The sequence below is a fragment of the Streptomyces sp. NPDC031121 genome (assembly GCF_055570615.1).
Map to the genome: position 1 here is coordinate 308,620 of NZ_JBVIGV010000007.1, position 11,042 is coordinate 319,661.

General features: G+C 70.1%; 11 protein-coding genes. 4 read left to right on the forward strand and 7 right to left on the reverse strand.

What is annotated here, in order from left to right; all coding sequences use genetic code 11:
• Positions 1-265: 265 nt before the first annotated feature.
• The 3 genes from ACZ462_RS15635 to ACZ462_RS15645 all read right to left on the reverse strand — a co-directional run bounded on the left by ACZ462_RS15635 (position 266) and on the right by ACZ462_RS15645 (position 2,997).
• Positions 266-901: a VOC family protein gene (locus tag ACZ462_RS15635; protein WP_467809662.1), complete on the reverse strand. Its 636-nt coding sequence runs from the start codon at positions 899-901 to the stop codon at positions 266-268.
• 378 nt (positions 902-1,279) lie between these two features.
• Positions 1,280-1,852 carry a GNAT family N-acetyltransferase gene (locus tag ACZ462_RS15640; protein ID WP_467809661.1) on the reverse strand — a complete coding sequence of 191 codons (573 nt, stop codon included), beginning with the start codon at positions 1,850-1,852 and terminating at the stop codon, positions 1,280-1,282.
• A 527-nt stretch (positions 1,853-2,379) separates the two neighbouring features.
• Positions 2,380-2,997, reverse strand: a complete 618-nt coding sequence (locus ACZ462_RS15645; RefSeq protein ID WP_467809660.1) for a TetR-like C-terminal domain-containing protein — start codon at positions 2,995-2,997, stop codon at positions 2,380-2,382.
• 394 nt (positions 2,998-3,391) lie between these two features.
• Here ACZ462_RS15645 and ACZ462_RS15650 point away from each other — a divergent pair, with 394 nt between their 5' ends.
• Positions 3,392-4,417, forward strand: coding sequence for an alpha/beta fold hydrolase (locus ACZ462_RS15650; protein ID WP_468252202.1), 1,026 nt, complete (start codon positions 3,392-3,394; stop codon positions 4,415-4,417).
• A 590-nt stretch (positions 4,418-5,007) separates the two neighbouring features.
• Here ACZ462_RS15650 and ACZ462_RS15655 read toward each other — a convergent pair.
• Entirely contained in the window at positions 5,008-5,466 is a 459-nt protein-coding gene (locus ACZ462_RS15655) for a zinc-ribbon domain-containing protein (RefSeq protein WP_467809658.1), read from the reverse strand.
• Positions 5,409-5,549 carry a zinc-ribbon domain-containing protein gene (locus tag ACZ462_RS15660; RefSeq protein ID WP_467809657.1) on the reverse strand — a complete coding sequence of 47 codons (141 nt, stop codon included), beginning with the start codon at positions 5,547-5,549 and terminating at the stop codon, positions 5,409-5,411. The genes ACZ462_RS15655 and ACZ462_RS15660 overlap by 58 nt, the downstream gene beginning before the upstream one ends.
• 573 nt (positions 5,550-6,122) lie before the next feature.
• Here ACZ462_RS15660 and ACZ462_RS15665 point away from each other — a divergent pair.
• Together ACZ462_RS15665 and ACZ462_RS15670 are read left to right on the forward strand one after the other, a co-directional pair.
• A complete protein-coding gene (locus ACZ462_RS15665; RefSeq protein ID WP_467882818.1) occupies positions 6,123-6,350 on the forward strand; it encodes a hypothetical protein in 228 nt (75 codons plus the stop codon).
• Between the two features lie 1,287 nt (positions 6,351-7,637).
• Positions 7,638-8,408 (forward strand): transposase, encoded by a 771-nt coding sequence (locus tag ACZ462_RS15670; RefSeq protein ID WP_467809655.1) that lies wholly within the window; start codon positions 7,638-7,640, stop codon positions 8,406-8,408.
• Between the two features lie 123 nt (positions 8,409-8,531).
• Here ACZ462_RS15670 and ACZ462_RS15675 read toward each other — a convergent pair whose 3' ends face one another.
• Positions 8,532-8,669, reverse strand: coding sequence for a hypothetical protein (locus ACZ462_RS15675; protein WP_467809654.1), 138 nt, complete (start codon positions 8,667-8,669; stop codon positions 8,532-8,534).
• A 381-nt stretch (positions 8,670-9,050) separates the two neighbouring features.
• Positions 9,051-9,800 carry a transposase gene (locus ACZ462_RS15680; RefSeq protein ID WP_467809653.1) on the reverse strand — a complete coding sequence of 250 codons (750 nt, stop codon included), beginning with the start codon at positions 9,798-9,800 and terminating at the stop codon, positions 9,051-9,053.
• A 680-nt stretch (positions 9,801-10,480) separates the two neighbouring features.
• On the opposite strand from ACZ462_RS15680, the gene ACZ462_RS15685 reads away from it, so the two are divergent.
• The gene (locus tag ACZ462_RS15685) at positions 10,481-10,906 is read left to right on the forward strand and encodes a hypothetical protein (protein WP_467809652.1); all 426 of its coding nucleotides are present in this window, start codon (positions 10,481-10,483) and stop codon (positions 10,904-10,906) included.
• Positions 10,907-11,042 lie beyond the last annotated feature (136 nt).

An 11,042-nucleotide genomic window follows, 5' to 3' on the forward strand; every position in this document is an offset into this window, starting at 1 on the left:
GGCCTCGTCGTGGTCGGCCGCGCGGCCCCCTACGCCCCGAGCAGTCCCGCCGGGTAGCCGAGCACCTCACCGCGGCCGGCTCGGGTCACCCCTCGAGTCGTCCGGGCCCGGCGGCGGAAGTCAGCGCCGATCGGGCCGTCGGCCGCAGCGGGGGCGAGTTCCGTCACCCGCTGTGGTCCGAGCGGCTGCGCCCGGGAACCGGCAGGCGCTGCCGGTCTCCAGGAGACCCCGGCCTGCGGCTTTGGCGAGGTAGTGGGGACCTTGTTCAGATCGTGACCGGGCCATGGGCGGTGGCGAACTCCACCGAGACCAGGCCCGGCTCCTCATCCTTGACCCAGGTGACGTCGATCTGGTCCAGAGGATGGTCGGCCGGTTCGCCGAGGAACTCGGCGATGGAGGCGGCGTCACCGGCGATGGAGACCCCGTGGATGGTGGTGGCGGTGCGCGGATCGGCGCTCGGGCGCTCCTCGATGGGCACCAACCACTGCAGGAAGTAGGGCAGTTGGGGGTCTTCCATCAGTTCGAGCAGGCCGATCTGCTTCCACCTCAGGTCGAACCCGTCGGGGCGGACACGGTGGCCTTCGGACGAGGTGCGGCCGAGACGAGCCTCGACCGGGGCGATGTCGTCGACGGAGACCACCCAACCGAGCCAGCCGCCGCCCTCGGCAGCCCGGCGGGCGACCGCCTGGCCGAAAGGTGCGCGGTCGGCGGCGGGGTGGTCGAGTGTGGTCACGACCTCGACGTAGGTGCCGCCGCTCAGCGGGAGAATGAAATTGCGGGTGCCGAACCGCGGGTGCACGCCCCCGTCGACAAACCCGGCGCCGAGGGCCGATCCGATCCACTGGACGGTCGAGGCGAAGCTGTCGCGGGCCACCGCATAGGACACGTGATCAAGTCGCACCGTGCCATCATCACCCGACAAACCGCGCAAATCCCGACGCCATGCCGACCGCCCGGGCCGCGTCCGCCGTGGATTCAGCCGTGGAGCGGATCGATCACCGCCATCCCAGCGGAGCAGCCGCGGCCGAAGCCGGCCAGCAGCGCCGCAGCCTCGCGGAGGCCACGACCGGACCTGGGTGGCGGCCGCCGAGCCCCCGCTGCCGCACGGGCCTGGTCCTGGGCGGCGAGCTGGTCGTGTGGGACGCCGAAGCGGGGCGTTGCAGCGCCGGGCCTTGGCCCGTGCCCGCGGCGCCGTCTGCCTGACTGCCCGGTGGCCGGCCTGCTTCGTCGCGTTCGACGTTTTGCAACTGGGCGGCAAGTAGCTGCTGCAACCCCCGTGTCAGCGGCCGGCTGTCGGCGTGGCGGTCGGGTGCCACTCGCGGCGGAGGAGCCCGAAGACCCAGGAGTCGGAGACGTCGCCGTTGACGACGCAGTCCTCGCGGAGGGTGCCTTCGCGCACGAAGCCGAGCTTCTCCAAGACCCGGGCGGACGCCGCGTTGCGTGTGTCGGTCTCGGCCTGGACGCGGTTCAGGTCCAGGGTCTCGAACGCCCACCGCAGGACGGCGTGCGCTGTCTCCGTGGCGTAGCCGCGGCCCCACGCGGCGGCATCGAAGACATAGCCCAGGGACGCGCTGCGGAAGTCCGGGTTCCAGCTGGTCAGGCCGCACCAGCCGATAAACGCGCCGTCGGAGACGCGGTCGACGGCCACCCGCGCTCCCGTGCCTTCCTCCTCGATCGTCCGGCAGGTCGCGAGGAAGCGCTGGGCGCGGGATGGTTCGGTCCACGGCGGGGAGTCCCAATAGCGCAGCACGTCGGCGCTGCTGTGCAGCGCGTAGAGCGACGCCGCGTCGGCGTCGGTGAACGGCCGCAGCCGCAGGCGGGCGGTGTGCAGCTCGGGGGTGGGCAAGGTCATGCGGAGCATCCTGCCGCGGCACGCTCGCTGTCGGCCACCCGTTTGTCCGGACGGATGGGGGCGCGTACGTCCGCGGTGATGCCGGACGCCCCGGATGGGCGGTGAGTCCGCAGTGCCGTGCCGGCCATCCCGCCCAGCAGCAACCTCTCCACGCCGGTGCGGCCGCCCCGGGTGGGCTGTTGGGCAGGTCCGTCGCGCGTTGCCGGTGCGGCGCCGGGGGTCGGACGGGTCGCACCTGCTTGGTTGCCCGACGGGCGGTGACCTCGCACCGTTCACCGACCGCGTCCTGGCGTCCGAACCGATCCGGAGGCGAGGAATGCGGAGAGGCATGGCGTCGATCTTGGCATGCCCTCGAGTACCGGGGAGGTGGGTGACGACGATCGAGGACGAGAGCCCCGAGGGCGCCGCGTTGTGCCGAGGAACGGCACTCTTCACCGCACATGGGACTCGCGCGACACCGGCTCCATCCGCCCCACGTCCGCACTGTCACCGTCGAGGCCGGCGAGATCGTGGGCATCTCTGCCTCCTCAGGGGCCTGGTTCCGGTTGGCGGAGGGTGCGGAATACCGCGGGGGTGGTCCATCCGCGCAGTGTGGCGTGGATGGTCGATCGGAATGCGGTGTCGGCGGTGGCCGTGTCGAGGGCTCCGGCGAGTTCGAGGGTGACGAGCCCGTGGAGGGTGGCCCAGATCGACAGGGCGATGGGTGTGGGCTCGCCGTCGAGGAGGGATGCCGCCCGTGCGCGGTCGATCGCTTCGACGAGGGGGCGGACGGGGTCTGCGGCGCCGACCGGCCCGCCGGGGTCGAAGGACTGAACACCGCCGAACAGGACCGTGTACAGGTGGGCGTGTCCGCGTCCCCAGTGGCGGTAGGCGGCGGCCAGCGCGTAGAGGTCGTCCAGGGGGTCCGTGGGGGTCCGTACCGCCGACAGGCTCTGGAAAAGCCCGGCGACGGCTCTGTCGCGTACCGCACGGATCAGCCCGTCTTTGCCGCCGAAGAGCGAGTACACCGCCGTCGTGGACGCGTCGGCGGCAGCGGCGACGGCGCGTACGGTCACCGACTCCCTGGGGCGGGTGGCGAGCATCTCGGTCGCGCATGACACGAGCCGCTCTCTGACGGCGTCGTCGTTCGTTCTCGGCCTACCCACGTCGGCAGCCTACCTCCTTCTGGTAACGTCGTTTCAAAACGGTGTTCTGAAACTGTCGGAGGTCGCCTTGCCCTCGCCCGCCATACGTCTCGTCCGCCACGCCGGCCGTTTATCCCTCACGCTGGTTCAGGCCCAAGCCGCCGTCGTGGCACTGGTCGCCGCCTTTGTCGCGCTGATCGTCCTCACGGACGGGGCTGGCTCGGGTCTCGCGGCATGGCTCACTGCGCTGGCGCTGGGATCCGCCCTCGCTGCATGGCGGGTGCGGCGAAGGCGGCGCGCCTGGCCGGCGCAGCTGGTGCCGTTCCTGCCGGTCGTCGTCGCGGCGGCATTGTCGGCGGCCGTCTGCATTCCGACGGTGCCGGCAGATCGGCAGTCCCCGCCCCCCTTGCCGTTCGTGGCCACGCAGCATTGGAGCCTGGCGACGGGCAGCCGCGTTGCGGTGTACCACTACCCTCCCGCCGGCTCCGTGGCCCGGCAGGCCGTTCCGCTGGTATACCTCCCCGGCGGCCCCGTCCGCGGCATCTCGGTGATCGACCACCGCTTCCTTCAGCTATTGGCGCGGCGCGGCTACGACGTCTACGCCTACGAGCACGCCGGCGGCGGCCGAAGTGACCTGCTGCCGATGGGCCAGTACACGATCTCCCGGTCGGTCCGCGACCTCGCCGCGTTCGTCGACCACCTGGGCAAGGGCAAGGTCGACGTCCTCGGGTTCTCCTCGGGCGGAGCCGTCCTGACCCGGGCCCTGGCCGACCCGGAGGTCGCCGGACGCCTGCACCGCGCCGTCATCGCCGAACCGGGCCCCATGGACGGCCCCACCGCGCGCGCCGGCGGGCACAAGGGCAGGCCATCGGCGCGGGGCCTCGCTCCGGCCCCCGCCGGGCCGCGATCGACACACGTCCCCCGCTACGCCATCGCGTTCGGCCTCATGCGACTGGGACTGCTCACCCCCGGAACCGGGCTCATCGGACAGGCCGAAGGGGACAACGCCTTCACCGCCGCAGACCTCGGCGGCGACACGGCATCCGCCTACTGCGCGCGCGACGCGCACCGCATCCCCGTCGAGGACACGCCGCAGAACTTCTCCTTCAGCCCCGCCGCCAGCCTCCGTGTCCAACAGACGGTCAGGGACTCGCCCTCCATCGCCCCGCAGCTGGGCCGGTCATGGACCCCGGCGATGCTGATGATCGCCGAGTGCTCCTCCCAGCTGCGTCAGTGGGCGACCGCCGTCCTTGCCCATGATCCGGCCGTCGAGCGCACGCAGTACATGCCCGGGGTCGGACACCACATGTGGAACGGCCTGGACGGCAACGACGAGCGAGCCGCCGCTGTGATCAGCGCGTTCCTCCAGGACAAGCCGGCCCCGCTGCCGAACTACCCGACACGCAAGGACATCTCCGCGTTCCTGGGCGACCGCACGTGACCGCAGCCCGCCACAGGACGGAGTTCCGAAACCCGTCCATGCCGCCCGGTGAAGCTCCAGGGGCGGCATCCTGGTCCGCAGTGCCGGCCGTCCCGCCTGGCGGCGGGCGCGAGCCCGTTCTTCCGCACTGCGACGGATGACCGGACCACCCACGCGGGCACCGCCCGACTGCAGTCCGCAGCCTTCGAGCTGATCGACCACCCGGACTGACGCCGATCCGCGCCTTCCAACGAACGACTGCATCCTTCGGCCCCGCCGCCGGCTTCTGGCAGCGGGCCCCCGCGTACTTCACCAGCGTCGGGATGACCTTCGAACGCATCCTGACCGACAACGGCTCCTGCCACCGCGACGCCCGCGACCGGCGCGACGCCCTGGCAGCGGCCGGGATCACCCACAGGCGACCCCGGAGAGCAGGAAGACGCGACGACGGCCCGCAGGGCCGGTGCCGGGCGCGCTACGCGCCAAGAGGGCGGATGACGATGAAGCTGCTGATGGCGTGCCCTTCGAGCGGCTCCCGGCAATGACCGAGCTGAGTGTGTCATGGGCACTTTAGCCGTGATGGGCGTCTTGACCGCCCTGGTTGTTGCCGTTCACGACCGCCGCGTGGTCGTAGCGGGAGCATCCCCGCCCAGGACCCCGCGTCTGCCCGGTACCACGGGGAACGCGCCGAGACCGGCTCCAGGTGCGCGAACGGGACGGTACCGCCGCATCCACCGACCCTCGGCGACCAGTTCCGCCTCCTGACGGGAGACGCATGTCCGCTTCCGGCAACGCGGGCACCCCTGCCCGCCCATGAACACCTGCGCCACCTGAGCGGACCAAGGCTCGTGCCCGGCAGGGCACAGCCACCAGACCGGCACGTTGGCCCCGGCGGTCACCTCCGCCGGGGTGAGGGCGCCGTTCAGGGACGGGTGCCACAGCGCCGCGAGCTCGGGGTCCTCGCCCGACAGCGCCTGGTTGCGCACCCGGCCGGAGCAGGAGGGACACGAGGTCACGCCGCGGACGCGGTGGAACACCTTGGCCCGTAACTCGCCGACCACACGCTGCATTTCCACCAGACCAGGCGGTGCGAACCGGCAGTGACCTCTGCGGCCGTCAGCCCGTTGTTGCGCGCGGGGTGCCACTGCGCCACCGGGGTCTGTTTCCGGGACCTGCTGACGTGATCATGCTGTGGGGTTCAGGCTCGTCGGCATGGTGGGGAGATCCACGGCAGCTTGCTCCGGATCGGGACCTGCTGCCGCGCCACCCGCTGGATGTCGGCGCAGCTCTGTCCTGGTGCGCGGCGTCGGCTTCCGCCTCCGCGTGGCGCGCCCACACCGCCTCGATCCGGTCGGCGGGCGCGGTACACCACCGTCCCCGCGCGGGCCATTCCACACCGTCTGTCCCGGTCTTCGGTGGCGGGAAACGCCTCCTCGCCGTGGACAGCCCGGCGCCTGACGCCCACACTGCCCTGGCACAGCCGGTCGCCCCGGACAATGGAGATGACACGATGAGGACCTCCCGCGCCCTCTTGACTGCCGCAGCCGTTCTGCTTCCCGTGGCTCTCGGGGCATCCCCGGCCCCGGCAGCCCTCGACTACGCCACACCGGGATCCCTCCCCTCGGACGCCATATGCATGTCCGTCACCAGCGGAAACGGATGCTTCAGGAAGTACGGTGACCAGTTCTGGGTCCGGAACTGGGACTCTCCCGCGACCAGTCTCGAGGTGCAGTGGGAAAACGCCCTGTGGGACGGCAGCCGGTGGCAGACCCACCGCATGGGCACTTGCAGCGCCTACCAACTGAACACCGGGCAGTGGGGAGTCTGCAACAAGGACTTCTACGAGAACAGCAGCACCAACAAGTGGGGATACAAGGGCAGCCAAGTGCGGTGGCGGATCGTGGCAGGCACGAGCTTCGGCCCCTGGTCCTCCTGGCACCTGAACGACGCGTGACAACTCTCTCCGCGCTTCGTGCAGGAGCCGGTGCAGGCGGGACCCCCGGCGTGGCCGCAAAACCCGACGTCTCGGCCGGACGCCGCCGCCGGCGGCCGCACCCGGGCTCTCGTGGCATCGTCGTTCCAATCCTCCCCGCACCCGGGTTGTTCGTGTTCGGGGAGATGACGCTCCCTGATCCGGGCCGGTCAGATGCACCGCCACCACCTCCCCGCGACCATGGCCGGCGACGGCCGCCGCCCGGCCTGGAATGGATCGAGGACGAGGTCCGGTGATCCGGTACGGCAAGGAAGGTATCTACCGGGTGCGACCGCCCGGCGGTCCGGTCGCCACCCGCTTCCGCCACCACGGGGCGCGGGCCGCGCCGGCCGTTGCTCCATGACCATCTGCCGCTGTCGGGCAGGGGAGGGGCACCGCCTGGAATGGGAGGTGGGGCTCTGTCCATACCCTGGCCTTGCACGAGAACACCGTGGCCGCCTCCGCGCCCTACAACGAGCTCGTGGCCGCTGAGGTACGACGTCGTCACCAGCAGGCAGCGATGTACCCCGCGCGTTCCTCGTTGCCCACCGTGCTCAGCGACATCCAGGAAGTCCAACCCGTCCGGCCAGTGGCGCGTCCCCGGCGCGGCCACGGCCTACGGGAAGCGTGCCGCCACCGCCAGGACGTCCTTCGCCTCCAGCGGCGGCACCGAGGCCGGGCCGGAGCGGGTTCGTGCCGTCGTCTCTTCCGGGGCGGGGAGGGCGGCTGCTGGACGTGGGCGAGCAGCATGGCGCTGGAGGCTGCCCGCCCGCGCCCCGCGGTGGCGGTGGTGTCGGCGATGCGCAGCAAGCTAGCTGGCGACGTCGCGGACCCCGGCCAACAAGCAGTCCTCGAACCGCGGCTCGGACCCGTGCGGGGGCTGCTCTCGGAGATCCAGGTGTGGGCGCCGGCTAACGCCCCGGCCTCCAGCTTCGCCACGATGTCGTCGGCCTGCCCGTGCCCGATCCCGGCGGCGGCCGGGGCCTGGAAAACCGTGAACCGCGGCCGTGGCCTCGTGCTGGTGGTGGCTGATGCGAGCCAGCTCCTGGCCGGACGCGTCGGCGTCGTGCTGCTCGGGGCTCACGGGGTGCCGACGGCGGCCGAGCCCTGGCATCCGCGGATTGGAACGCTTTCGCTGCAGGTGCCCCGCTCGGGAACCGGTACGACCACCCGGTCTGCACTCAGGAGTTCCTCGACGCTCTGTGGGAATTCGACGAAGAGGTTAAGGGCTGTCCCGTAAGTGCTGGTCGCGGGTGAGATGATCTTGGGATGGCGGGTGTGATCACGGCGTCGGAGCCGTCCTGGATAGCCCCGTTCACAGGGTTGAGCCCGCGACAGTTCGGCAAGCTCGTCACCGCGCTGCGTCGGGAGGGTGCGGACCCGGTGCGCAAGGGCCGGCCGTGGAGCCTGCCGCTGGAGGACCGGGTCCTGCCGGTCGCCGCGTACTGGCGCACCAATCTCACCCTGCGCCAACTCGCCCCGCTGTTCGGGGTGTCGAAGTCGGCCGCCGACCGCATCATCGACCACCTCGGACCCGCGCTCGCCCTCCAGCCACGCAAGCGGTTCCGCAAGGACACCGTGCTGATCGTGGACGGCACCCTGGTACCCACCCGCGACCACACGGTGGCCGAGCAGTCGAAGAACTACCGGTACTCCACCAACCACCAGGTCGTCATCGACGCCGACACCCGGCTCGTCGTCGCGGTCGGCCGACCGCTGCCCGGCAACCGCAACGACTGCAGGGCGTGGGAGCTGTCCGGCGCGAAAGACGCCGTCGGCAAGGCCACGGTCATCGCAGATGGCGGCTACCGCGGCACCGGTCTGGTCATCCCGCACCGCCGCGAGAAGGGCCAGAGCGAACTCCCGGCCCGGAAGGAGGAGCACAACGCCTCCCACCGCAAAGTCCGTGCCCGTGCGGAGCACGTCTTCGCCTGGATGAAGGGCTGGAAGATCCTTCGCGACTGCCGCCTGAAAGGCGACGGTGTCCACCACGCCATGCTCGGCGTCGCCCGCCTGCACAACCTCGTCCTTGCCGGGTGACACAGAAACCAGCAGACCACCAGGCACGCCAGAGATCATTTACGGGACAGCCCTTAGCCGCTGCCCGTGGACCCCCTTACGCCTCGGCGGGCGGAGGTCTACGGCTGTCGGGTTCCTGTCGGGTCAGCCGGCGGCGGGCAGGACGGGGTGGTTGATGTGGTGGTGGTTGATCTCCACTCCGTAGGCGCCGCCCCATGCCTCCCAGACGAGTCGGCCGACTGCCTCGGCGGCGGCGCGCTGCGGTGCCGGCCGCCCTGGCACACCACGGTGAGACGGACGAGTCGGCCGACGGGTTCAGGCTCCGAGACGAGCGGCCAGCCGGCGCGAAGGGCGCTGCCTCTTCAGTAGGGATCCACCTTGGACGGACGTCTGGGCTACTTCACGGTGAGGAGTCATGGGCCCTGCCGAACTGAACCTCGAAGCGACCATATGGGACCGCAGTGATCCTTCAGCGGAAGGGTCGCCGAACCGTGCCCCGCCGCACGCTGCCACAACGCACCGAAAGTCCCTGCAGATCACTACACGACACGCGGCTGATCCGGATCCTCCTCTTCCGCTACGGGCATATGCCGTAACCCAGAAAGACGTTTCATGGACGGCTCCCGGAGCAGCTCACCCCGGTAAAATGTCAAATGAGCTTCTTCAGCGTTGCAGCTCCAGGTTGAGGACGGCCTTGGCGATTGACGTCATGCGGTTGGGACTGCATCGGGGCCTGCGGAAGATCCGCCAGGACTTCAGGCGGGCGACTCCACGCTCGACGGGTGCCCGTGTGGCGGCCAGGGCACGGTTGCGAGTCTTCTCGGTGGGAGACAGTTTCTTCAGGGGCCTGCGCTTGATGCCCGTGGTCAGCCACGGACCGGCGCCCTGGTAGGCGAGATCGGCCACGATCGGAACGCCCTGGCGCTCGCAGATCCGGATGATCCGGTGGGTGCGGGCGGCGGTCAGGTCGTGGGTGCGGCCCGGCAGGGCGGGCGAGAGCCACAGCAGCCGGCCGCCGGGATCAGTGACGACCTGCACGTTCACGCCGTGGCGTCGGTGTTTGTGGGAGTAGTCGGCCCGGCCGTCACCGACCCGGTCGCATTCAGCGAGAGTGCCCTCGAGCAGGACGAAGTCGGGATCGTGGTCGCGCAGCGTCTTCAGCAGACCCGGTGCACGGGCGGCGAGGAGGTCGACGACCGCGCTGGTGTAGGCATGGGCGGTGGACTCGCTGACCCCGAACCCGGCAGCGATCTTCGCCAGGGTGATGTGCTCTCGCAGGTACACCAGTGCCACCATCGCTCGCTGGGACGGACGGAGCTTGCAGCGCCGGTCCCCCTCACCGGTGACGATCAACATGGTGACCCACTCCACGAGTGCATGCGGCAGGTCGAGTGCGGCAGGATGGATGACCAACGAGGCCCCCGAGCAGCGTGATTGAGACGTCAGACATCTCGATCAACAGCCCGGGGGCCTCGCTCGTTGCGCTTCACGGGCCGTCACCCGATCGGTGGCCACATCGAAGAAGCTCACTGATCACCTGGGCCGCCATCACGCTCATGACTCGGCGCTTCACCCGAAGGCAGGCCGGCCGGTCCGGCCAGCAAGCCTCTCGTGAAGCCCGAAGGACGGATCGTCTTCGGCCCCGTGGATGGCCGCGGCCTTGTCCGCTGGCGCGGGTGGGGGCGGTGACTCAAATCCGCAGTAGCGGCCGACACGCCTCTACCGAGGACGAATCAAGCCAACTGATGCACCAGCGGTGAAGTGTTGTCCCCCTGCAACACGCAGAGACTCGCTGCTGGGAGCAGCTATTAGGGGTGCCGGAGAGTTATCCACGATTGGCAAAACATGACCGAAATGCGCGGTGTGACCTGGGTCACCCCAATAAGGCTTTTCGGGAGATCATGCCGCTGCGTTACGTTCATGAAGCACTCACCGGGCGGCCCCTGACCTGGCCAACTGGTGGTGCAGACAAGGCCATTCGCACGGGGGGCGGAGCCAGGCGCGGTTCGGGGCCGAAAGTGTCCAAGCCGACGGCTCCACGAACAGGCACCTGATCTCCGCACCCCTTTGTGCATGACACAAAGGAAGAATACGTGAATCGCAACACGATACGCATCAGCGGCATCGCTGTACTTGCGGCGCTGGCCCTGGGCCTCGGCGGCACTGCTGCGCAGGCGAGCACCACGGCTCCCGCTTCCACCACCGTCACCGCGACGACGCTGGAGCAGAAGCAGGCGGTCCGCACCCTGGCCAACGCCCTGCTGAACTCCCCCATCGAGATCAACGCGGCCGAGCGCGCCGAGCTGGTGGAGATCGCGAACGGCGAGGCTGCCGCAGAGGGCCGACTCGACCCGATCATCAAGCTGTTCCAGAAGGTTCCGGGCTTCCTCAAGGCCGTCAAGGGCTCTTACGCCACCTTCCAGGCCTGGTACAACGGCCTGTCCTGGTACTGGAAGGCTCCGCTGACTGCCGCCGGTTTCGGCGGCGACCTGTACACCATCTGGCAACTGTTCCAGTAGCCAGCAGCCTGAGCACTGATTGAACAGCGGGGGGGGGGGGGGGGGGGGGGGGGGGGGGGGGGGGGGGGGGGGGGGGGGGGAGGGCAACACGCAATAAAAGAAAAAAAGCTAGGCGCCGGATACACACCACACCCCT

Coding starts and splice junctions, on each gene's coding strand:
- ACZ462_RS15655 (WP_467809658.1), bottom strand. CDS start 5,466: ATGCAGCGTGTGGTCGGCGAGTTACGGGCCAAGGTGTTCCACCGCGTC.
- ACZ462_RS15670 (WP_467809655.1), top strand. CDS start 7,638: ATGGCGGGTGTGATCACGGCGTCGGAGCCGTCCTGGATAGCCCCGTTC.
- ACZ462_RS15640 (WP_467809661.1), bottom strand. CDS start 1,852: ATGACCTTGCCCACCCCCGAGCTGCACACCGCCCGCCTGCGGCTGCGG.